This window comes from Telluria sp. BA11, from assembly GCF_056680305.1.
Map to the genome: position 1 here is coordinate 353780 of NZ_CM155275.1, position 23121 is coordinate 376900.

A 23121-nucleotide genomic window follows, 5' to 3' on the forward strand; every position below is an offset into this window, starting at 1 on the left:
ACCGCTGAACGGGGCCTATTTGTGCAACAAAGCCGAGCTCAGTAAAAAGGAAATTGCCCAACAATTCTACTCTGACCCTAATTATTGGGCTATTGGGTGGGGGCTAGAAGTATTGGCGCCAGTCGCTTAGCCAGGCGGGGAAGGCGGCGGAGGGCATGGGATTGGCGATGTGGTAGCCCTGGGCATAGGTGCAGCCGAGGGCTTGCAGGAAGTCCCAGTCGCGGCGGGTTTCGACGCCGACGGCGACCGACTTGCGGTCCAGGCTGTGGGCCAGGCTCAGGCAGGAGCGCAGGAGCGTGCTCAGTGGCAGGCGGCGTGAGGCGCCGTCGACGAAGCTGCGGTCGATCTTCAGTTCGGTAAACGGGATACGCGCCAGCAGCTGCAGGTTTGAGCGGCCGGTGCCGTAGTCGTCGATGGCCAGGCCAAAACCCATCATCCGCAGCCGGACCAGGCGCTCGATGAAGTCGGGGTCCGTATTCAGCACCGACGATTCCGAGATCTCGAATGTCACGTCGGTCGCGGCGACCCCGTGGCGCTCCAGGCACGCCGACATCTGGCGCACGAACGCGGGATGGGCCAGCGTCTCGGAGGCGATGTTCAGCGAGATCGGGATCGCGATGTCCTGATCCTGCAGCCAGCGCCGGCGCTCCACCGACAACTCGATCATGCTCCAGTCGAGAAAGTCGATGCGGCCACTCTCGCCCAGCGCATCGACGAACGAGGCTGGCCCCAGCACGCCATGCTCCGGATGGTTCCAGCGTGCGAACACTTCGAGGCCTTTGACCTGCCCCGTCGCCAGCTCGATCTTCGGCTGGAAGTACGGCTCGAACTGGCGCTTTTGCAGGCCGATGCCCACTTGCTGGAACGTGAAGCGCGGCTCGGCTGGCGCCTGCGTGAAGCGCGGCAGCGGCGTGTAGTTCTCCAGCACCGGCTTGAGCGTCACGGCGGCGACCGGTCGGCCGATGGCGCCGAGCAGCTCGATGCCGAAGGCTTCGGCCAGCGTCTCGACGGAGAACAGCAGGTCGGCCGGCTGCGCGCCGGTCACGATCAGGCGCGCGGCGCACTTGATCTCGCCCAGGCGCCGCAGCAGCGTCAAGCCATCCATGCCGGGCAAGTCCAGGTCGATCAGTGCGACGTTGACGAGCGGTGTGGCCCCGGCTTCCAGCGCCTGCAGCGCAGCCGCGCCGTCGGCGACGTCGGTGACCTGGCCCGCGCCGAGTTGCCCCAGCAAGGCGACCAGCGCCCGGCGCTCGGAAAGGTCGGCTTGCGCCACCAGAAAATGCAAATGCGCGATGTCCATCGTTACTCCACTCTACAAGCCGCTAGCCTACTGGATGGCGCAGGCGCCGTCTATGCCCGCGATGCCTGCTGCTGGCGCAGGCCTTCAAAGAAGCACACGGCAGCGCAGGCCGCGACGTTGAGCGACTCGACCTGCCCCAGATGCGGTACCGCGACGCGGTGCGTGGCCAGCTCCAGCACCTCGGTCGATACGCCCTGCCCTTCGTGCCCCAGCACCCAAGCCACAGGTAGCCGCAGGTCCAGCGTGTACAGGCCTTCAGCCGCATAGCCGCTGGTGGCCAACACCGGCACCTGCGCGGTGCGCACCAGGTCCGGCAATTCGACATGCTCGAAAATCTCCAGCACGAAGTGCGCGCCCATCGCCGCGCGCAGCACTTTCGGCGACCAGCAGAACGCGGTGCCTGGGCTGCAATACACCTGCTTGATGCCCGCAGCAGCGGCGCTGCGCAGGATCGAGCCGACGTTGCCAGGGTCCTGCACGCCGTCGAGCAGCACGCTGGCCATCACCAGCCCCGGCGCCGTCGCCGGCTGCGGCGTGTCGATCACGAACAGCAGGTGCACGCCATGCTCGACCTGGCTGACGGCGTTGAACAGCGCATCGGGCAGCGCCGTCACCGGCGCGTTGACGGCGCCGCAGCGTGCAACAATGGCCTGTACTTCGGGATTGCCCAGTGCGCCCTCGGACACCACACAGTGGCGCGGTGCGCCGCGCAGGTCGAGCCAGGTCTGGCACAGGTGCACGCCATCGAGCAGGCTATGGCCGGCCTTGCGGCGGGCCTGCGAGCTGGTGGCGAGGGCCTTGATCTCTTTGTAGAACGCGTTATCGCGCGAGGTGATGGTCTTCATGCGCTCACCACATTGCCAGCCACGGCGCCAAACAGGTCGGTCTGCAGCATGCCGCGCACCGGTGCGAACGAGCGGCGGTGTGCGGGCGACGGCCCGTGCGCGCCCAGGCGTTCCAGGTGCAGCGCGGTACCATAGCCCTTGTGCTGGTCGAAGCCGTATTGCGGATACTGTTCGTGCAGCTGCACCAGCGCCGCGTCGCGCGCGGTCTTGGCCAGGATCGACGCGGCCGAAATCGCATTGACCTTGTCGTCGCCCTTGACGATCGCGTGCGCGCGCACCGTCAGCTCGGGGCAGCGGTTGCCGTCGATGAGCGCGATGGTCGGCGCATGCTGCAATGCTTCCACGGCGCGGCGCATCGCCAGCATGGTCGCCTGCAGGATGTTGATGCTGTCGATTTCTTCGCACGAGCATTCCGCCACTGCCCAGGCCAGCGCTTGCGCGCGGATCAGCGGCGCGAGTTCGTCGCGCCGCGCGGCGGTGAGCTTTTTCGAATCGCGCAGGCCGTCGATCGGGCGGCGCGGATCGAGGATGACGGCGGCTGCAAACACGGGCCCCGCCAGCGGGCCGCGGCCCGCTTCATCGACGCCGCACACGATATCCAGTGCGGTGAACGGCCGGCCCCTGGTGGGCAGGCCGGGATACAGATTGATTCTGGTTTTTGTCATCTACGTGTTCAGGGCGCCGTGCGCCCGATAATCTGCAGCACCGCCTGCGCGCTCTCTTCGGCGCTGTTGCGCAGCAAACTGTGGTGCATGTCGAGGAAGCGCTGCGCCAGGCGCTCGCGCCCCGCGGTGTCTTCCAGCTGGTGCCAGACGGCGTTGGCCAGCGCTTGAGGCGTGGCCGCATGCTGCAGCAGTTCCGGCACGACGAATTCGCGCGCCAATATGTTCGGCAGGCCGATCCACGGCTGGTAACCCATGTGCCGCATGATTTCCCACGAGGCGCGCATGACCTTGTAGGCGATCACCATCGGCTTCTTGAATAGCGCGACTTCAAGGGTGGCCGTACCCGAGGCGACCAGCACCGCGTCGGCGGCGGCAATCGCCGTATGCGAGCCTTCGGCAGTCACCATCAGCTCCACGCCCTGCAGGCCGGCTGCGGTGACGATCTGGTCGAAGTAGGCCCGCTGGCGCTCGCCGGCCATCGGCACGACAAAGCGCAGGCCAGGATCGCGCGCCGCCAGCAGCTGCACGGCGCGCACGAACGGCTCGGCCAGGTACTTCAGTTCGCCCATGCGGCTGCCCGGCATGACGGTGACGACGCGCGCATCAGTTGGTAACCCCAGTGCGCGGCGCGCACCGGCCACGTCGGGCGCCAGCGGAATCGTCTCGGCCAGCGGGTGCCCGATATACGTCACTGGCACGCCCGCCGCACGGTAGATCGCTTCTTCGAACGGGAAGATCACGAGCATGTGCGACACGGCGCGCTGGATCTTCTTGATGCGGCCACCGCGCCAGGCCCAGATCTGCGGCCCGATGAAGTGCACCGTCGGGATGCCCGCCGCGCGCAGCTGCTCTTCCAGGCCAAGATTGAAGCCCGGGTAGTCGGCGCCGATGAAGGCAGCCGGCCGCTCGGCGATCAGGCGATCACGCAGGCGGCTCTGGATGCCCTTGAGTTCACGGTAGCGGGGAATGACTTCGAACAGGCCGCGCACCGTCAGCAGGTCCATGGGGACGTCGCTGACCATGCCCTGCTCGATCATGCGCGGCCCGCCGATGCCGTGGAAGCGCGCTTCCGGCAGGTGCGGGCGCAGGCCGGCCAGCAGGCGCGCCGCCAGCATGTCGCCGGACGCTTCGCCGGCCACCAGGGCCAGCGACACGTCGTGGCCCGCAGCGGACGGCACGCCGTCAGCGAACGATGCCACGGCTCGCGGTGCCGAGGAAATCGCGCAGCAGGCGAATGTCGTTTGCCGCTGCCGGCAGGCGTTCTTCTTCGGCTTGCAGCGCGGCTTTCGATTCTTCGAGCGTCAGGCCATTCCGGTACAGCAGCTTGTAGGCGCTGCGGATGCCGTCGAGCTGCTCGCGCGTGAAGCCGCGGCGCTTGAGGCCTTCAAGGTTGACGCCGCGCGCACCGGCCGGATTGCCCGACACCAGCACGTACGGCGGCACGTCCTGCGTCAGGCTCGTGTACATGCCGATGAACGCATGGGCGCCGATCTTGCAGAACTGGTGCACGCCGACAAAGCCGGACAGGATCGCCCAGTCGCCCACGTGCACGTGGCCCGCCAGTTGCGCGTTGTTCGAGAAGATCGTGTTGCTGCCGACCTGGCAGTCGTGCGCCAGGTGGACGTAGGCCGAGATCCAGTTGTCGTTGCCCAGGCGTGTGACGCCTTCATCCTGCACCGTGCCCAGGTTGAAGCTGACGAATTCACGCACCGTGTTGCGGTCGCCCACTTCCAGCCGGGTCGGCTCGCCCTGCCACTTCTTGTCCTGTGGCGCGGCGCCAATGGAGCAGAACTGGAAGAACTTGTTGTCCTTGCCGATCGTCGTGTGGCCGTCGATGACGACGTGCGGCCCGATGACGGTACCGGCATCGATGCGCACGTTCGGGCCGACGATCGAGTAGGCCCCGACCTCGACCGAGCTGTCGAGCTGCGCCTGCGGATCGACGATCGCGGTTGGATGAATCTTGCTCATCACGTCTCCTTACTCGGGCGTGGATGCAGCCGGTGCCGCCCCGGCGCCTTTCATCGGCGCTTCGGCGGCGCCCCGGATCGTGCACATCAAGTCGCCTTCGACGGCGACCTTGCCGTCGACCGTGGCGACGGCCTTGTACTTCCAGATGCCGCGCGAAACGCGCACGATTTCCACTTCCATGCGCAGCTGGTCGCCCGGCTCCACCGGCCGCTTGAATCGCGCATTGTCGATGCCGACGAAGTACACGACCGAGTTTTCGTCGGGCTTGACGCCCATGGTCATGAACGACAGGATCGCGGCAGTTTGCGCCATCGCTTCGATCATCAACACGCCCGGCATCACCGGCTTGTGCGGGAAGTGGCCGTTAAAGAATTCTTCGTTGATGGTGACGTTCTTGATCGCGACGATGCGCTTGCCCAGTTCGACGTCCAGCACGCGGTCGACCAGCAGCAGCGGATAGCGGTGCGGCAGGTATTCCTTGATCTGGTTGATATCGAGGGTGGTGAGTTCTGGCGTAGTCATTGTTGTTGTTCTGTGAGGGTTTTGATGGTTTTCTCGAGCGCGCGCAGTTTTTCGCGCATCGAGCCCAGGTTGCGCACGATCGCTGCGCTGCGTTCCCATTCGGCGTTCTTGGCCAGCGGGTAAAAGCCCGTGTACTGGCCCGGTTCGAGCACCGAGCGCGACACCATGCTACCCGATGAGATATGCACGTTATCGGCGATCTCCAGGTGGCCCAGCACCATGGCGGCGCCGCCGAACGTACAGCGGCTGCCGATTTTCGCGCTGCCGGCCACGCCGACGCAGCCGGCCATCGCGGTGTGCGCGCCGATGCGGGTGTTGTGGCCGATCTGGATCTGGTTGTCGAGCTTGACGCCGTCTTCGATGATCGTGTCTTCGAGCGCGCCGCGGTCGATCGTCGTGTTGGCGCCGATGTCGACGTCGTCGCCGATCAGCACACGCCCGGTCTGCGGAATCTTGATGTACACGCCGCCTTCATTGGCAAAGCCGAAGCCGTCGGTGCCGATCACGGCGCCCGAATGCAGGATGCCCCGCTTGCCGATCTCGCAGCCAGCGTGGAACGTCACGTTCGCGAACAGGTGCGTGCCTTCGCCGATGACGGCGTTGCGCCCGACGTAGCAGCCGGCGTCGATGACGGCCTGCGCTTTGACGACGGCGCCGTCGTCGATCGTCACGTGCGGCCCGATATGGGCGCTCGGATCGATCACGGCGGTCTGCGCAACGACGGCGCTCGGGTGCACGCCTGCGGGCGGCACATGGTCGGTCAGCGAAGCGAAATACTGCGCCGCGCGGGCGAAGTATGCGTAAGGGTTGGTGGTGACGATGCGCGCGCCTTCATAGGTCGCGGCTACCGTCGGGTCGTCCAGCGGCGACAGGATCAGGGCTGCGGCCCCGCTTTGCGCCGCCAGTGCGCGCAGCTTGCTGTTGGAGAGGAAGCTGATGTGCGAAGCGCCGGCCGTGTCCAGGGGAGCAATCGCCGTAACCTCAAGGTTCGGGTCGCCCACCAACTGTCCGCCGAAGCGCTCGACCAAATCGCCTAGTCGAATGCCCATCTCGGTCTTTCAGTGTGAGTCAAAATCGGTAAAGCAGGAAAACACTGCCAACAAGCTTACTTGTCGAGCAGCTTGAGGATCTTGTCGGTGATGTCCACGCGCGGATTGACCCACGCCGCTTCGACCAGCACCGCGTCCAGCTTTTCGGCTTCGGCGTACTGCTCCACGAGCTTGTAGGCCTTCTGCGCGATCGCGGCGCGTTCTTCGTTCTTGCGCTGCTGCAGGTCTTCCTGGAACTCGCGCTGCATGCGCTCGACGTCTTTCTGCATGTTGAACAGCTCGCGCGCGCGGCGCGTGCGTTCCAGTTCGGCCAGGCTGCTGCCTTCGGCATCGAACTTCTCGGACGCACCCTTGAACTTGCCAACCATCTCTTCGACGGCCTTCTGACGCTTGGAGAATTCGGCCGCCAGCTTGGCGTCGGCCGCCTTGGCCATCTTGGAGTCGGTCATCAGGCGCTCGGTGTAGACGAAGCCGATGCGGCCCGTCGCCACCTGCGCCTGCGCCTGTGCCAGCGGCGACGCGCACACCGCGGCCAGCAGCAAGGCTGGCGCCACGGTGGGCTTGAAGCCGTCAGGCAGCGAGGCAATCAGATTTTTCAACATAAAGTCTCTCGCAATCGTTCTTCAGGACGCAGTGGGCCGGTCAGAAACCGGTACCCATCTGGAACTGGAAGCGCTCCAGGCGGTCACCTGGCAGCGAATTCAGCGGCTTAGCATAACTCAACTTGAGCGGACCGACCGGGGAAATCCAGGACAGACCGATACCGGCCGAGTAGCGGAACTCGCCGAAGCGGATCTTCGCATCCTCCTGGAACACCTGGCCGCCGTCGGCGAAGGTGAACCAGCGCAGGCTGCGGTCGGTGCCGCTGCCCGGGAACGGGAACTGCAGTTCGGCGTTGACGATGATGCGTTTCGAACCGCCGATCGCATCGTAGTAACGCTGGTCGACCACGCCGAGCGACGAGCTCTCATAGCCGCGCACCGAACCGATGCCGCCGGCATAGAAGTTCTTGAAGACCGGGTAGGCGCTGCCGCCAATGCCCTTGCCGTAATCGAACTCGCCGCGCAGGGCCAGCGTCATCCAGCGCGTGACCGGCTTCCACCACTGGTGTTCGTACACGAGGCGGTAGTACTTGGCGTCGCCGATCGCGTCGACTTCGAAGTTGGCGCGCTGGAAGCGGCCGCGGCTCGGGGTTACGGCGCTGTCGCGCGTGTCGCGGCCCCACGCCACCGTCAATGGAATCGCGTTGGTGGTGGCCGAACCGACACCGCTGGCCGGACCGCCGTTCTGGCGCACGAACGTCTGGTAGATGCTCGGCGACGATTCGTCGGTTTCCAGTTCGGTGCGTTCCAGGCCCGCGCCGAAGTAGACGGTATCGGACTCGGAGAACGGCACGCCGAACGTCATGTTGCCGCCGGTCTGACGCACCGTGTACGAACCGATGTTCAGCGCCGGTGGACGCGACGTGCGCAGGTACAGCGAGAATGCGCGCGAGACGCCGTCATCGGTGAAATACGGATTAGTCTGCGAGAACGCGATCGTCCGGTTGTACTTGCTGGTATTGAGTTCGATGCCGACCGTGTTGCCGCTACCGGCGAAGTTGGCCTGCGAGATCGACGCGGTGAACGTGAACTTCTCGGACTGCGAGAAAGCGCCGCCGATCATGAAGTTACCGGTCGGTTTTTCTTCGACGGCGATGTTGACGTCGACCTGGTCGGACGTGCCTGGCGACTCTGGCGTTTCAACCTTGACGTCCTTGAAGTAGCCGAGGCGGTCGACGCGGTCACGCGAGAGCTTGACGCGATTGGCGTCGTACCACGAGCTCTCGAACTGGCGGAATTCGCGGCGGATGACTTCATCGCGGGTCACCGTGTTGCCGGAGATGTTCATGTGGCGCACATACGCGCGCTTGCCCGGATCGACGAAGAAGGTGAAGGCCACTTCGCGCTTCTCGCGGTTCAGTTCAGGGTTGGCCGTGACGTTGGCGAACGCGTAGCCGAAGGTGCCCAGGCGATCGGAGATCAGCTTGTTGGTGCCCTCTTGCAGGTCGCCCACGTAGGTCTTGCCCGGCTGGAGCAGGATCAGCTGCTTGAGCTCTTCTTCGCGGCCGAACATTTCGCCTTCGAGCTTGACGCTCGAGACGGTGTACTGCTCGCCTTCGGTGATGTTGAGCGTCAGGTAGATGTCGCGCTTGTCCGGCGTGATCGACACTTGCGTCGATTCGACGTTGGCTTCGAGGTAGCCGTGATTCAGGTACCACGACTTGATCTTTTCCAGGTCGCCGGTCAGCTTCTGCTTGGAATACTGGTCGGCCTTGGAGTACCAGGTGAACCAGCCCGATGGACGCAGTTCGAGCAGCTGGCGCAGCTCTTTGTCGCTGAACGCCTTGTTGCCGATGATGTTGATGCCCTTGATCTTGGCGACGTCGCCTTCGTCCACGTTGAACATGATCGTCACGCGGTTGCGCTCGATCGGGGTCACGGTGGTGGTGATCTTCACGCCATACAGGCCATGCGACAGGTACTGGCGCTTGAGTTCCTGCTCGGCGCGGTCGACCGACGCCTTGTCGAAGATCTTGGTCTGGGCCACGCCGATTTCGGACAGCGCCTTGACCAGCATGTCCTTTTCGAATTCCTTGGTGCCCGTGAAGTCGACCGACGAAATCGCCGGACGCTCTTCGACCAGCACGACCAGCACGCCGTTTTCTTCTTCGAGGCGGATGTCCTTGAAGAAGCCGGTTGCGTACAACGCCTTGATCGCGCTCGACGCCTTGACGTCGTCGAAGGTCTCGCCCACGCGCACCGGCAGGTAGCTGAACACGGTGCCTGCCTCGGTACGCTGGATGCCCTCGACCCGGATGTCCTTGACGACGAACGGGTTGACGGCCATGGCATTATTTGCGTACAGCGTGGCGCACAGCGCCACGACGGCGGAGCCAATCAGGCTGCGGCGAATGAACGGCAAGGCGAAACGATCTGGTTGTGATTTCATTGGCTGGATCAAAGGGTCACTCATTTGGACAACGATTGCTTGGTGATTTGACTGGGCTCCCGGGGAGCGAACCGCGGGCGGCTAGAGTAAGCGTCCCAGGTCGTTGAAGACGGCGAGCGCCATCAGCATGAACAGCAGGCCGACCCCGGCGCGCTGTGCGAACTCGACGACGCGCACAGAAACAGGACGCCCGGTCAAAACTTCCAGCGAATAATACAGTAAATGGCCACCATCCAGAACGGGAATTGGTAACAAATTCATGACGCCTAAGCTGATACTAATAAAGGCAATAAACTGTAAATAGCTCACGAGCCCAATGCGGGCGGTCTGTCCGGCGTAATCGGCGATCGTGATGGGACCGGTCACATTTTTCAATGACGCTTCGCCGGTAATCATCTTGCCGATCATTTTCAGCGTCATCGTGGACGTTTCCCAGGTGCGCTCGGCACCGCGCGCGATCGCATCGAACGGGCCTGACGAGACAGTCACCATCTCGGGCGCCTGCGCTACCATCGCCTTGATCACGCCGCGGCCATTGGCGTCCGCCTCGGGCGTCAGAGACAGCGTGACGGGCGCGCCGGCACGCTGGACCTCGACCTGCAGCGCGCGGCCGGGGGCCGCGCGCACTGCCTCGATGAAGGCGATGCCATCCACCACCGGCGCACCGTTCAGGCGCAGCACGAGGTCACCGGCCTGCAGGCCGGCGCGCTGCCCTGCCCCGTCAGCGATCACCTTGTCGATGCGCGGCTGCGGGCGCCACAGGTCCAGGCCCAGCGTCGCCATCACATCGCTGTCGACATCGAGCTTGCCGATGACGGACGCGGGCAGCACCACGGTGTAGGCCCCGCCGCCCGTGCTGCGCAGGTCCAGGCGCGCATCGGTCTTGTCGACCGCCGCATGCATGATCTGCCAGCGCAGCTCGGACCACGAGCGTACGGCGCTGCCGTTGACGGCAACCACCGTCTCGCCACCGCGCACGCCGGCGCGGTAGGCGTCGGTCGATTCGGCCACGGCGCGCAGGCGCGCCGACGGCTCGTCCACGCCATGCATGAAGAGTGCGGCCATGAGGGCGATTGCCAGCGCGAAGTTCGACAGCGGTCCGGCGGCGACGATGGCAATGCGCTTCCAGACGTTCTGACGCGTGAATTCGCGGGCCAGCTCGCTTTTGTCGATCGGGCCGGCGTCGGGATCGCGGCTGTCGAGGAACTTGACGTAGCCGCCCAGCGGCAGCAGCGAAACTGCCCACTCGGTCTGATCTCGCCCGAAACGGCGCGACCAGACGACGCGCCCCATGCCGATCGAAAAACGCAGCACCTTGACGCCGCAGGCACGCGCCACCAGGTAGTGACCCAGCTCGTGGATCACGATCAGGGGGCCGAGCGCCAGCGCAAACGCCAGCACGGTGTAAAGCAGGGTCATTGGGCGGTATCCGTCAATCAGTGCAGGCTGGCGACTGCATGCGCTGCAGCCTCGCGGGCACGCGCATCCTGGGCCAGCACGGCCTCGATCGATGGCGCCGGGCCATGCTCGACGGCGTCGAGTGCATGGCGGATCACGCGGTCGATATCGCGGAAACCAATGCGGCGCTCGAGAAACGCATCCACCGCCACTTCATTGGCGGCGTTGAGCAGTGCCGGGGCCGTGCCGCCGGCGCGCAGCGCGTCGAAGGCCAAAGCAAGGCACGGGAAGCGTGTGAAGTCGGGCGGGAAGAACTGCAGCGCCTCCATCTGCGTCAGGTCGAGTTGGGCCACGCCCGATGCGATCCGGTCCGGGTATGCCAGTGCGTGCGCGATTGGCGTGCGCATGTCCGGGTTGCCCAGCTGTGCCAGCACCGAACCGTCAACGTACGACACCATCGAGTGGATCACGCTTTGCGGGTGGATCACGACCTCGATCTGGTCGGCCGGCGCACCGAACAGCCAGTGGGCTTCGATCACTTCGAGGCCTTTGTTCATCATGGTTGCCGAGTCCACCGAGATCTTGCGGCCCATGACCCAGTTCGGGTGCTTGCAGGCTTCGTCCGGGGTCACGTCGCCGAGCGTCTCGACCGCGCGGTTCAGGAACGGGCCGCCCGATGCGGTGAGCAGGATCTTGGCCACGCCGGCCGCCGCCGGCACGCGGCCAAACGCCGCAGGCAGCGACTGGAAGATGGCATTGTGTTCGCTGTCGATCGGCAGCAGCGTCGCCTTGTGTTCGCGCACGGCGTCCATGAACAGCTGGCCGGACATGACCAGCGCTTCCTTGTTCGCCAGCAGGATCTTCTTGCCGGCGCGGGCGGCGGCCAGCGTCGGGGCCAGGCCGGCGGCGCCGACGATGGCGGCCATGACGGTGTCGGTCTCGTCGCTTGACGCGATATCGCACAGCGCCTGCTCGCCGTATTCGACGCTGGTGGGCAGGTCGGCAATCAGCGCCGCCAGGCGTGCGGCCGCGTCGGCGCTACCGACCACGGCACGCGCGGGACGGCAGCTGCGGCATGCGGCGGCCAGTTCTTCGACGCGCGTGTGGGCGCTCAGCGCGTACACCTGGTACTGCTCGGGATGGCGCGCCAGCACGTCGAGGGTCGAGGCGCCGATCGAGCCGGTGGCGCCCAGGATGGTAATGCGTTGCATGTGAACTTCCTTCTAGAGCCAGGTGGCGATCAGCGCCGCCAGTGGCAGGACCGGCACGAGTGCGTCGATCCGGTCCAGCACGCCGCCGTGGCCCGGCAGCAGGTTGCTGCTGTCCTTGGCGCCGGCGCGGCGTTTGAGCTGGGATTCGAACAGGTCGCCAACGACGCTGGCAACCACGATGAGGGCAATCACGGCGAACATGCCGAGCCAACCCAGGCCCGCCTGCACGCGCACGGCAAACGTGCCGGCGAAGGCTTCGCCGCCGAACAGCACGGTGCACGCAGCCAGCACCAGCGTGACGAGTCCGCCGCCGATGGCGCCCTCCCACGATTTACCGGGCGAGATGCTGGGCGCCAGCTTGCGCTTGCCGAAGGTCTTGCCGCAGACATAGGCAAAGATGTCGGCGGCCCAGACGATGGCCAGCACCGACAGCAGCAGCACGGCCGAATAGTTGAACAGGTACACGATAGCCACGAAGCAGGCCACCAGCGAAATCGCGTATAGCAAGCTGAGCAATGTGTTGGGTGTGCTCGACAGCGGCGGCAGGCCGAACTTGAGCGTGGGGGCGAAACGCAGCGCCCACAGCAGCACGCCGATACCGAACCAGAAGGTGGGATTGCCCTGCTCGCGCACGAAGAATGCGTAGGCAAAGGCCAGCGTCCAGGCGCCGGCGATCAGGATCGCACTACGGGCGCCGGGATTGAACAGGCGAAAACATTCCCAGATCGCGGCGCCGAAAAAGACGCAGGCCACCACCGCAAACGCCGTGTAATTGTTGGAGTACAGAACCGGCAGCAGGACTGCCAGCAGGACGAGTGCAGTGAGAATCCGGGTCTTGAGCATTTAGTTGGTCTTCTTCGCTACTTGGGCGCCGGTCTGGCCAAAGCGCCGTTCGCGCTCCTGGTAGGAGCCAATCGCCTCGTCCAGCGCCTTTGGCGTGAAGTCAGGCCAGAAGGTGTCGGTAAAGTGCAGCTCGGCATATGCCAGCTGCCACAACAGGAAATTCGAAATGCGTTCTTCGCCGCCGGTGCGGATGAACAGGTCGGGCTCAGGCGCATACGCCATCGCCAGGTGTGGCGCCAGCATCTCTTCACTGAACTCGGTGACGCCGGGGTTGGCTTTCACCATCTTGCCGGTTGCCTGCATGATATCCCAGCGCCCGCCATAGTTCGCGCACACGGTGACCGTCAGGCGCGTGTTGCCGGCCGTGCGGCGCTCGGCATTGGCGATCATGTCCTGCAGCTTGGCGTCAAAACGACTCAGGTCACCCACCACTTTCAGGCGGATATTATTGGCGTGCATCTTGGCGACTTCGCGCTCGAGCGCCGTCACGAACAGGCGCATCAGCAGCGAGACTTCGTCGGCCGGACGGCGCCAGTTCTCGGACGAGAACGCGAACAGCGTCAGGTACTCGACGCCACGCTCGACGCAGGCTTCGACCACGCCGCGCACGGCTTCGACGCCCTTGACATGGCCGGCCACGCGCGGCAGCAAGCGTTTAGTTGCCCAGCGACCGTTACCGTCCATGATGATGGCGATATGGCGTGGCACGGCGGACGTATCGGGAACGGCGGTGGTCGAGCTTTTGAACATCATGATTCCATAAAACTGCGCCATAAAACTGCGCCATAAAACTTCGCCAGAGAACTGCGCCAGAGAACTGCGCTAGAAAATTGCACCTGGCATTGCGCAATTGGCCAATCATAAGGCACGCGGACCGGCCGCGGCAAGTTGCCGGGGCCGGTCCGCAGGAAAGCCCGGGGGCTTGCCGATGAAATGCCTGCTTACACCGTCAGGATTTCTTTTTCTTTCTCGCTCAGCAGCTTGTCGATGTCGGCCACGGCCTTGTCGGTCAGCTTCTGGATTTCGTCCGAGGAACGGCGCTCGTCGTCTTCCGATGCGGTCTTGTCTTTAACCATTTTCTTCAGCGCTTCGTTGGCGTCGCGACGGATATTGCGCACGGCAATCTTCGCGTCTTCACCTTCGGACTTGGTCAGCTTGACCATTTCCTTACGGCGCTCTTCGGTCAGCGGCGGGGTTGGCACGCGGATCATTTCGCCCTGCGACGACGGGTTCAGGCCCAGGTCGGCATCACGGATGGCTTTTTCGATGGCTGCCAGCATCTTCTTTTCGAATGGCTGGACGCCGATCGTGCGGGCATCGACCAGCGTCAGGTTGGCGACCATCGGCAGCGCCGTTGGCGAACCGTAGTAGTCAACCGTGACGTGATCCAGAATGCCGGTGTGGGCGCGGCCGGTACGGACCTTGGCCAGATCGGCGCGCAGGGTTTCGATGGACTTGACCATGCGGTCTTGTGCGTTTTTCTTGACGTCAGCTAAGGACATGCTGCTCTCCTGTTGTTCAGTTAATTTAGACGTGGACCAGTGTACCTTCGTCTTCGCCCATGATCACGCGCGTGAGCGCGCCGGGCTTGACGATGGAAAACACCTTGATCGGCAGTTTCTGGTCGCGGCACAGTGCGAACGCGGTGGCGTCCATCACTTGCAGGTGCTTCGAGATCGCTTCGTCGAACGTGATGCTCTCGTAGCGGGTCGCGGTTGGATCCTTGTTAGGATCGGCGCTGTAGACGCCGTCGACCTTGGTGGCCTTCAGGACGATCTCGGCCGAGATTTCGGCGCCGCGCAGGGCAGCAGCCGTATCGGTCGTGAAGAACGGGTTGCCGGTACCGGCGGCAAACACGACGACCTTGCCTTCTTCGAGGTATTGCAGCGCTTTCGGGCGCACGTATGGCTCGACGACCTGCTCGATGGCGATGGCCGACATGACGCGGGCGGTGATGCCGACGTGACGCATCGCGTCCGCCAGTGCCAGCGCATTCATGACGGTGGCCAGCATGCCCATGTAGTCGGCGGTCGCGCGGTCCATGCCCTGGGCGCCGGGGGCGACGCCGCGGAAGATGTTGCCACCGCCAATGACGACCGCGATCTGCACACCCAGCTTGGCCACTTCGGCCACGTCGGCCACCATGCGTTCGATGGTGGCGCGGTTGATGCCGAACTGATCGTCGCCCATCAGTGCTTCGCCAGACAGTTTCAGAAGGACACGTTGGTAAGCTGGTTTTGTCATGATGAAGCGGCTCCTATAGGATGGTTCTGTGGTTCGAATTCGGGGCTGACCGGCGCCTCGTGGGCGGGTCTCATCCGCTGCGGGACGGATGGGATTGTAAAGCGGGTACGACTTGGGGCGCGCTACGCATGGCGTTTGGCTGCGCAATCATCTGGATCGTAGGGTGGACGGCTTCGACGTACACGCGTTGATCGTTGGCGATAAGGTCATCCGGAATGATAGCGGAGCCACAATATCCATCGCGCAAAACTTACGTTCGGATACCAAACCAGACCAAACCGGCTCCGCTCGCTGCCCCATCACCGCGCTGCCAACCATCACCGCGTGGGCGGCATAGCCGCCTGCGCGGCCCGGCCCACCCTACAAAAACGGGCCTCACGGCCCGTTTGTTTGATTACTGCTTGTTGGCAGCCATCTGTGCTGCGACTTCAGCTGCGAAGTCGTCGACCTTCTTCTCGATGCCCTCGCCCACCACGTACATGGTGAAGCCCTTGACGGTGGTGTTTGCCGCCTTGATCATCTGTTCGATCGACTGCTTGTCGTTCTTGACGAACGCCTGGTTCAGCAGCGAGACTTCTTTCAGGTACTTCTGCACCGAACCGTCGACGCGCTTGGCGACGATGTCAGCCGATTGTGGCTGCTTGCCTTCGGCGACGGCCTTGTCGGCATCTTCCTTGGCTTTCAGCTCAGCAACCGAACGCTCTTTTTCGATCATTTCTGCTGGCACTTGCTCCGACGACAGAGCGACTGGCTTCATGGCAGCGATGTGCATGGCCAGGTCCTTGCCGACTTGCTCGTCCGCACCTTCGAAATCGACGATGACGCCGATACGGGTGCCGTGCAGGTACGACGCCAGCTTGCCGGTGGTTTCGAAACGCTGGAAACGACGCACGGTCATGTTCTCGCCGATCTTGCCGATCAGGGCAGTACGGACGTCGTCGAAGGTACCGCCTTCGTGCGGCAGGGCTGCCAGTGCAGCGACGTCAGCCGGGTTGTTTTCGGCGACCAGGCGTGCTGCCAGGTTGACCATGGCCAGGAAATCATCGTTCTTCGCGACGAAGTCGGTTTCGCTGTTGACTTCGACGAGCGCGCCGACGTTGCCCGAAATATAGGTAGCAACAACGCCTTCAGCGGTCACGCGTGCCGATGCCTTCGATGCCTTGCCGCCCAGCTTGACGCGCAGGATTTCTTCAGCACGACCCATGTCGCCGTCGGCTTCGGTCAGTGCTTTTTTGCATTCCATCATTGGTGCATCGGTCTTGGCGCGCAGTTCGCCAACCATTGCTGCAGTAATAGCTGCCATAGTGTGTTCTCCTAAATGTGTATCCAGGGGTGCGGTCCGCTCAAGTTGAGCGTCCTGCAAGTATTTAGCTTAAAAAAAGGGGGGCTCGACAGTCCGGCGCCCCCTTCTATGTGGCAGCAGGCACATGGCCTGCCATCACTTATGCCTGCTCGGAAACTTCGACGAAGTCGTCGCCGCCGGCTGCCTTGACCATGTCAGCCACTTCGTTGGTCGCGCTGGCGCGACCTTCGATGATCGCATCGGCAACGCCGCGTGCGTACAGGCTGATGGCTTTCGACGAGTCGTCGTTACCCGGGATGATGTGGGTGACGCCTTCTGGCGAGTGGTTGGTGTCGACGATGCCGATGACCGGGATGCCCAGCTTGCCGGCTTCGGTGATCGTACCCTTGTGGTAGCCGACGTCAACGACGAAGATCGCGTCTGGCACGCCGCCCAGATCCTTGATGCCGCCGATCGACTTTTGCAGCTTGATCATTTCGCGCGAGAACATCAGCGCTTCTTTTTTCGACATCTTCTCGACCGAGCCGTCTTCGACCAGGACTTCCATTTCCTTCAGGCGCTTGATCGACGTCTTGATGGTCTTGAAGTTGGTCAGCATGCCGCCGAGCCAGCGCTGGTCGACGTATGGGACGCCGGCGCGTTGCGCTTCAGCTGCGATGATGTCGCGAGCCTGACGCTTGGTGCCGACCATCAGGATCGTGCCGCGGTTGGCGGAGATCTGCTTGATGGTTTTCATCGCATCCTGATACATCGCCATGGTTTTTTCCAGGTTGATGATGTGGATCTTGTTGCGATGACCGAAGATGAACGGTGCCATCTTTGGATTCCAGAAACGGGTCTGGTGGCCGAAGTGAATACCGGCTTCCAGCATTTCGCGCATAGTAACGGACATGTAATTCTCCAGGGTTGGGTCTTGAATGTGGCCAGTCACCAAGCAGGCACCCTTTTAGGGCCACATTCGCGATTTCTATCAATTAAAAAACTTTATTTTTACAACGTTGCACGATGCGAATCCGAGCAACCCGAGATTCTAGCGGAATTGTCAGCATTATTCAAGCGTGCAATCGCAGCCGGGCCAGGCGGCGCGTTGCCCCAGGCTCTGTCCCTGCCTTACAGCTGTGACGCGACATCACTTATAATGGCGGCCATACTGCCCCGACCATTGCCACCCCGGTCGCCGGGCGCTCACCCGATACCACGCAGGATACGACTCTCCTATGGCCACCATCATCAAGACCCTCGAAGAAATCGACGGCATGCGCGTCGCTTGCCGCCTCGGCTCGGAAGTGCTGGACTATATCACTCCGTTCATCAAGCCTGGCATCACCACCGGCGAGCTCGACCGCCTGGCGTACGAGTACATGGTCAACGTGCAAGGCACGATCCCGGCCACGCTTAACTACGCCCCGCCTGGCTACCCACCGTTCCCGGGCTCGATCTGCGCCTCGCTCAACGACGTGATCTGCCATGGCATCCCGGGCGACCGCGTGCTCAAGAGCGGCGACGCGCTGAACATCGACATCACGCCGATCACCAAGGAAGGCTTCCACGGCGACAACAGCCGCATGTACCTGGTCGGCGAACCGTCGATCATGGCGCGCCGCCTGTCTGAAGTCACCTTCGAGTGCATGTGGCTGGGCATCGCCGCCGTCAAGCCGGGCAAGCACCTGGGCGACATCGGCTACGCGATCCAGCAGCACGCCGAAAAGAACGGTTACAGCGTGGTGCGCGAATTCTGCGGCCACGGCGTGGGCCGCTCGTTCCACGAAGAGCCGCAAGTGCTGCACTACGGCCGCCCGGGCACGCTCGAAGTCCTGCAACCCGGCATGATCTTCACGATCGAGCCGATGATCAATGCCGGCAAGCGCGACATCAAGGAAATGCCGGACGGCTGGACCATCAAGACAAAAGACCGCAGCCTGTCGGCGCAGTGGGAGCACACGGTGCTGGTCACCGAGACCGGCGTCGAAGTCTTGACGCTGTCGGCCGGCAGCCCGCCGCCGCCGGCGATCGCCCTGCCGCTGCTCGGGCCGGACTTTGTCTGGTCTGCGCCTGCCCCTGCCGCCGCAGCGGCATAAGGAGCCGGCCATGGGTCACGCCGAACACCTGGACACCGTCCGCACCACGCTGCGCCAGCGCCTCAAGAATGAGCGCCAGCTCGTGTTCCAGGCGTTCCAGGAAGACGGCATGCCCGAAAAACTGCTGCGCAACCTGCGCCAGGTCGTCGATGCGGTACTGATCGATGCCTGGCAGGCGGCCGGCCTGCCGGCCGGCACGGCGCTGGTGGGCGTGGGCGGCTACGGACGCGGCGAGCTGTTTCCATATTCGGACGTCGACCTGTTGATCCTGCTGGCCGCCCCGCCGGACGCGATCACGCAGGCGCGCCTCGAAGGCCTGGTCCAGCTGCTGTGGGACCTGGGCCTGGAGATCGGCCACAGCATCCGCACGGTCGACGAATGCCTGATTGAATCGGCGGCTGACATCACGGTGCAAACAAGCCTGCTCGAGGCGCGCCTGGTCACCGGCAACGAGCCGCTGTTCGACACGCTGCAGCAGCGCTACCGCGAGGCGCTCGACCCACAGGCGTTCTTCCGGGCCAAGACGGCCGAGATGCGCCTGCGTCACGCCAAGCACGAATACACGGCGTTCGCGCTCGAACCGAACGTCAAGGAAAGCCCGGGCGCGCTGCGCGACCTGCAGGTGATCATGTGGGTGGCCAAGGCCGCGGGCCTGGCCGACAGCTGGGGGCAGCTCGCCACGCGCGAGCTGATCACGCGCATGGAAGCGCGCCAGTTGATGGAAAAGGAAAGCGCCTTCAAGGACATCCGCATCCGCCTGCACCTGCACACCAAGCGGCGCGAAGACCGTTTGGTGTTCGACGTGCAGACGGCGATTGCCAACACGCTGGGCCTGGTCGAGACGGACGACGGCCCGAACGTGCGCCGTCCGAGCGAACTGCTGATGCAGCGCTACTACTGGGCCGCCAAGACTGTCACGCAGCTCAACACCATCCTGCTGCAGAATATCGAGGCCCAGCTGTTCCCGCAGCCAGCCGTCGCCTTCCCGATCAGCGCCCACTTTTTGCAGATGGGGAACCTGATCGACATCGCGCAGGACGACACGTTCGAACAGACGCCCACCGCGATCCTCGAACTGTTCGTCGTGATGACCGAGCGCCACGACATCAAGGGCATGACCGCGCGCGCCACCCGCGCGCTGTGGCATGCACGCACCCAGATCGACGACGCGTACCGCGCCGATCCGGTCAACAAGGCGCTGTTCCTGCGCGTGCTGCAGGCGCCGCGCGGCATGGTGCACGCACTGCGCCGCATGAACGAATTCGGCATCCTGGGCCGCTACCTGCCGGCGTTTCGCAAGATCGTCGGCCAGATGCAGCACGACCTGTTCCACGCTTACACGGTCGACCAGCACATCATGATGGTGGTGCGTAACCTGCGCCGCTTCACGATGCCCGAACATGCGCACGAATACCCGTTCTGCAGCCAGCTGATCGCCGACTTCCGCGACCGCTGGGTGCTGTACGTGGCCGCGCTGTTCCACGATATCGCCAAGGGCCGTGGCGGCGACCACTCCAAACTCGGCATGGACGACGCGCGCCAGTTCTGCAGCAGCCATGGCATGACCGAGGCCGATACCGAACTGGTGGTGTTCCTCGTCGAGCAGCACCTGACGATGTCGCAGGTCGCACAGAAGCAGGACCTGTCCGATCCTGACGTGATCGCGGCGTTTGCCGCCGTGGTCAAGGACGAACGCCACCTGACGGCGTTGTATCTGCTGACCGTGGCCGACATCCGCGGCACCAGCCCGAAGGTCTGGAATGCGTGGAAGGCCAAGCTGCTGGAAGACCTGTACAAGACGACGCTGCGCGTGCTGGGGGGCGAACCGCATTCGGCCGACCGCGAGCTGCGCGCGCGCCAGAAAGAGGCGCTGGCCACGCTGCGCCTGTTTGGCCTGCCGGTCGATGCGCACGAAGCGTTGTGGAAGCAGCTGGACGTCGCGTACTTTTTGCGCCACGACGCGTCCGACATCGCCTGGCAGACGCGCGCCCTGCACGACAAGGTCGACAGCGACAAGCCCGTGGTGCGGGTGCGCCTGGCGCCGATCGGCGAAGGCCTGCAGGTGGCCGTGTACATCAAGGATCAACCCGACCTGTTCGCGCGCATCTGCAGCTACTTCGACCGCAAGGATTTCTCCATCCTCGACGCCAAGATCCACACGACGCGCCATGGCTATGCGCTCGACAGCTTCATGGTGGCCGACGAACACTTCGCCGGCAGCTACCGCGACATCATCAACCTGATCGAGCATGAACTGAGCGCCCTGCTGGTGTCGCAGGAACCGCTGCCGCCACCGTGCCGCGGGCGCCTGTCGCGCATGTCGCGCACGTTCCCGATCACGCCAACGGTCGAAGTGCGGCCCGACGAACGGGGCCAGTTCCACGTGCTGTCGATCGCCGCCAACGATCGTATGGGCCTGCTGTATGCGGTCTCGAGCGTGCTGACGCGCTACCGCATCAACCTGCACACTGCCAAGATCATGACGCTGGGCGAGCGCGTCGAAGACGTGTTCCTCGTCGACGGCCCTGCCCTGAACAACCCGCGCATCCAGGTCCAGCTCGAAACGGACCTGCTCGACGCGCTCAAGATCTGATATTTACTCCTCCACCGAAAAGCTTTGACAATGACCGAACCGCTCCGCCTCTCCAAACGAATGTCCGAACTGGGCCTGTGCTCGCGCCGCGAAGCCGATGAATGGATCGCGCGCGGCTGGGTGCGAGTGGACGGCCAGGTGGTGTCGGAGCTGGGCAGCAAGGTGCTGCCGACGCAGCGCATCACGGTCGAGCGCCAGGCCGCCGCCGAGCAGTCCAAGCGCGTCACGGTGCTGATCCACAAACCGGTCGGCTACGTCAGCGGCCAGGCCGAAGACGGCTACACGCCGGCCGTGGCGCTGATCCGGCCCGAGAACCGCTGGGCCGATGATCCGTCAACCGAGCAGTTCCACCCGACCCAGTTGCGCAGCCTCGTTCCCTGCGGCCGCCTGGACATCGATTCCGTGGGCCTGTTGGTGCTGTCGCAGGATGGCCGCATTGCCAAGCAGCTGATTGGCGAGACGACGTCCATTGAAAAGGAATACCTGGTGCGCGTGGAGTACACGAAGCCGGGCACGCTGCCCGACAGTGAACTCAAGAAGCTGAAACACGGCCTGTGGATGGATGGCAAACCGCTGCTGCCGGCCAAGGTGCGCTGGCAGAACGAGGACCAGTTGAGCTTCACTTTGATGGAAGGCCGCAAGCGCCAGATCCGTCGTATGTGCGACATGGTCGGCCTGAAGGTGCTGGGCCTCAAGCGCGTGCGGATCGGGCGCGTCAAGCTGGGCGACCTGCCCGTGGGTCAGTGGCGCTATCTGACGCCGGAAGAAGGGTTCTAAGCGTTCAGATGCGATCCTGGCCGATATTGCCTGACCGGATCACGGCTGCACAGCCGGGGTCAGGTCTGACATTCGGACACGACCTCAGCCTTAGTCACTTCTAATAGCGGGGTCACAGCCGGGGTCAGGTCTGACATTCGGACACGAACTCAGCCTTAATCACGTCCAATAGTGTCATGACCAGCATTAGCATCGCGATGTGACAGCTATTTCCGACTAACCCGGCTACCCAACTGCCGAGGCCGTGTCCGAATGTCAGACCTGACCCCGGCTTTTGGGCGGCAGGCAGGTTATGGCAATGGCGCGTCTTCGGCCACCAGACCCTCGGTGCGCAGCGCTTTCCAGAACGCCTTCGGAATCGCCATCTCCATCAAGACCGCATTGCGCCGCAGGTGCTCGGGGCTGCTTGCGCCCGGGATCGTCGCGGCGACCACCGGATGCGCCAGGCCGAACTGCAGCGCGGCGGCAGCCAGGTCGACGCCGTGGTCGACCGCGACTTTGCGCAAGCGGTCGCGCTGCGCCAGCTTGTCCGCATCAGCCGGGCCGTAATCGTAATTCGGCCCGCCGGCCAGGAAGCCTGAGTTAAATGGCCCGCCGATGACGACCTTTGCGCCGCGCTCGGCGCATAGGGGGAACAGTTCGGCCAGCGGCGTCGTTTCCATCAGCGTGTAGCGCCCGGCCAGCAAAAAAATGTCGGGGTCGGCATCGCGCAGCGCGCGCAGGCATGGTTCGACCGTGTTGACGCCCAGCCCCCAGGCCTTGATGACGCCCTCCTCGCGCAGCTTCGTCAACCCCTCGAAGGCGCCGCCCGGGCCGGATGCGATCCGGTAGTAATGGTCGAACTGGTCGCCAAACATGTCGGGCGACAGGTCATGCACATAGACGATGTCGATGGACGCCAGTGCCATGCGCTGCAGACTGTCCTCGACTGAACGGCGCGCGCCGTCGGCCGTGTAGTCGATGACTCGCTTGAATGGCAAGGCGCCGACGAACGGCGCGGCGATCTCGCCCGGGGTGGATGGGGCCAGCAGGCGGCCGACCTTGGTCGAGAGCGTGTAGTCGGCGCGCGGGCGGCGGCGCAGTGCGTGCCCGAAGCGGTGTTCGGACAGGCCGGCGCCGTAGTGCGGCGCAGTGTCGAAGTAGCGGATGCCGGCGTCCCATGCGGCGTCGGCGGTCGCCTGGGCCGCTTCGTCGCTGGTGGCGTGGTACATGTCGCCAAAGCCCGTGCCGCCCAGGCCCAGGCGGGTGATCGGTTGGTAGCGCTGCGTCATGGTGTGTCCCTTGTGCGTAAATCAGAAGCAAATTTTGCCTGACGCACGCGGACCCCGTCG

General features: G+C 64.0%; 20 protein-coding genes and 1 pseudogene. 3 read left to right on the forward strand and 18 right to left on the reverse strand.

Going from position 1 to position 23121, the window contains the following annotated elements:
* Positions 1 to 103: 103 nt before the first annotated feature.
* The 17 genes from AC1MGT_RS01495 to rpsB all read right to left on the reverse strand — a co-directional run bounded on the left by AC1MGT_RS01495 (position 104) and on the right by rpsB (position 17234).
* Positions 104 to 1300, reverse strand: coding sequence for an EAL domain-containing response regulator (locus tag AC1MGT_RS01495; RefSeq protein WP_499502696.1), 1197 nt, complete (start codon positions 1298 to 1300; stop codon positions 104 to 106).
* Positions 1301 to 1350: 50 nt separating this feature from the next.
* Positions 1351 to 2145, reverse strand: coding sequence for a TrmH family RNA methyltransferase (locus AC1MGT_RS01500; protein WP_499502698.1), 795 nt, complete (start codon positions 2143 to 2145; stop codon positions 1351 to 1353).
* Positions 2142 to 2810: a ribonuclease HII gene (rnhB, locus tag AC1MGT_RS01505; RefSeq protein ID WP_499502699.1), complete on the reverse strand. Its 669-nt coding sequence runs from the start codon at positions 2808 to 2810 to the stop codon at positions 2142 to 2144. Before rnhB ends, AC1MGT_RS01500 begins: the two co-directional genes overlap by 4 nt.
* Positions 2811 to 2818: 8 nt before the next feature.
* Positions 2819 to 4009: a lipid-A-disaccharide synthase gene (gene lpxB, locus AC1MGT_RS01510; protein ID WP_499502701.1), complete on the reverse strand. Its 1191-nt coding sequence runs from the start codon at positions 4007 to 4009 to the stop codon at positions 2819 to 2821.
* Positions 3993 to 4781, reverse strand: a complete 789-nt coding sequence (gene lpxA, locus AC1MGT_RS01515; RefSeq protein WP_258834502.1) for an acyl-ACP--UDP-N-acetylglucosamine O-acyltransferase — start codon at positions 4779 to 4781, stop codon at positions 3993 to 3995. Before lpxA ends, lpxB begins: the two co-directional genes overlap by 17 nt.
* A 9-nt stretch (positions 4782 to 4790) precedes the next feature.
* Positions 4791 to 5303, reverse strand: a complete 513-nt coding sequence (fabZ, locus tag AC1MGT_RS01520; RefSeq protein ID WP_183552960.1) for a 3-hydroxyacyl-ACP dehydratase FabZ — start codon at positions 5301 to 5303, stop codon at positions 4791 to 4793.
* Positions 5300 to 6352 (reverse strand): UDP-3-O-(3-hydroxymyristoyl)glucosamine N-acyltransferase, encoded by a 1053-nt coding sequence (gene lpxD / locus AC1MGT_RS01525; protein ID WP_499502703.1) that lies wholly within the window; start codon positions 6350 to 6352, stop codon positions 5300 to 5302. The genes fabZ and lpxD overlap by 4 nt, the downstream gene beginning before the upstream one ends.
* A 56-nt stretch (positions 6353 to 6408) precedes the next feature.
* Positions 6409 to 6954 carry an OmpH/Skp family outer membrane protein gene (locus AC1MGT_RS01530; protein WP_332531605.1) on the reverse strand — a complete coding sequence of 182 codons (546 nt, stop codon included), beginning with the start codon at positions 6952 to 6954 and terminating at the stop codon, positions 6409 to 6411.
* Between the two features lie 40 nt (positions 6955 to 6994).
* Positions 6995 to 9343: an outer membrane protein assembly factor BamA gene (gene bamA, locus AC1MGT_RS01535; RefSeq protein WP_332531604.1), complete on the reverse strand. Its 2349-nt coding sequence runs from the start codon at positions 9341 to 9343 to the stop codon at positions 6995 to 6997.
* An 81-nt stretch (positions 9344 to 9424) separates the two neighbouring features.
* Positions 9425 to 10762, reverse strand: coding sequence for an RIP metalloprotease RseP (rseP, locus tag AC1MGT_RS01540; RefSeq protein WP_499502705.1), 1338 nt, complete (start codon positions 10760 to 10762; stop codon positions 9425 to 9427).
* Between the two features lie 17 nt (positions 10763 to 10779).
* Positions 10780 to 11952 (reverse strand): 1-deoxy-D-xylulose-5-phosphate reductoisomerase, encoded by a 1173-nt coding sequence (ispC, locus tag AC1MGT_RS01545; protein ID WP_499502707.1) that lies wholly within the window; start codon positions 11950 to 11952, stop codon positions 10780 to 10782.
* A gap of 12 nt (positions 11953 to 11964) precedes the next feature.
* Positions 11965 to 12795, reverse strand: a complete 831-nt coding sequence (locus tag AC1MGT_RS01550; RefSeq protein WP_499454690.1) for a phosphatidate cytidylyltransferase — start codon at positions 12793 to 12795, stop codon at positions 11965 to 11967.
* Positions 12796 to 13548: a polyprenyl diphosphate synthase gene (gene uppS / locus AC1MGT_RS01555; RefSeq protein ID WP_499502709.1), complete on the reverse strand. Its 753-nt coding sequence runs from the start codon at positions 13546 to 13548 to the stop codon at positions 12796 to 12798.
* A gap of 188 nt (positions 13549 to 13736) precedes the next feature.
* A complete protein-coding gene (gene frr / locus AC1MGT_RS01560) occupies positions 13737 to 14297 on the reverse strand; it encodes a ribosome recycling factor (protein WP_258834509.1) in 561 nt (186 codons plus the stop codon).
* 25 nt (positions 14298 to 14322) lie between these two features.
* Positions 14323 to 15039: a UMP kinase gene (gene pyrH / locus AC1MGT_RS01565; protein WP_183552976.1), complete on the reverse strand. Its 717-nt coding sequence runs from the start codon at positions 15037 to 15039 to the stop codon at positions 14323 to 14325.
* 394 nt (positions 15040 to 15433) lie between these two features.
* On the reverse strand, positions 15434 to 16342 hold the full coding sequence (gene tsf / locus AC1MGT_RS01570; protein ID WP_183552978.1) for a translation elongation factor Ts: 909 nt from the start codon (positions 16340 to 16342) through the stop codon (positions 15434 to 15436).
* 139 nt (positions 16343 to 16481) lie between these two features.
* Positions 16482 to 17234, reverse strand: coding sequence for a 30S ribosomal protein S2 (gene rpsB / locus AC1MGT_RS01575; protein WP_183552980.1), 753 nt, complete (start codon positions 17232 to 17234; stop codon positions 16482 to 16484).
* A gap of 295 nt (positions 17235 to 17529) precedes the next feature.
* Here rpsB and map point away from each other — a divergent pair.
* The 3 genes and pseudogenes from map to AC1MGT_RS01590 all read left to right on the forward strand — a co-directional run.
* Positions 17530 to 18420: pseudogene (map, locus tag AC1MGT_RS01580) on the forward strand (type I methionyl aminopeptidase); the annotation flags it as partial.
* A 10-nt stretch (positions 18421 to 18430) separates the two neighbouring features.
* On the forward strand, positions 18431 to 21013 hold the full coding sequence (locus tag AC1MGT_RS01585) for a [protein-PII] uridylyltransferase (RefSeq protein WP_499502711.1): 2583 nt from the start codon (positions 18431 to 18433) through the stop codon (positions 21011 to 21013).
* Positions 21014 to 21043: 30 nt separating this feature from the next.
* A complete protein-coding gene (locus tag AC1MGT_RS01590) occupies positions 21044 to 21790 on the forward strand; it encodes a pseudouridine synthase (protein ID WP_499502713.1) in 747 nt (248 codons plus the stop codon).
* Between the two features lie 290 nt (positions 21791 to 22080).
* Here AC1MGT_RS01590 and AC1MGT_RS01595 read toward each other — a convergent pair whose 3' ends face one another.
* On the reverse strand, positions 22081 to 23061 hold the full coding sequence (locus AC1MGT_RS01595; protein WP_499502715.1) for an aldo/keto reductase: 981 nt from the start codon (positions 23059 to 23061) through the stop codon (positions 22081 to 22083).
* Positions 23062 to 23121 lie beyond the last annotated feature (60 nt).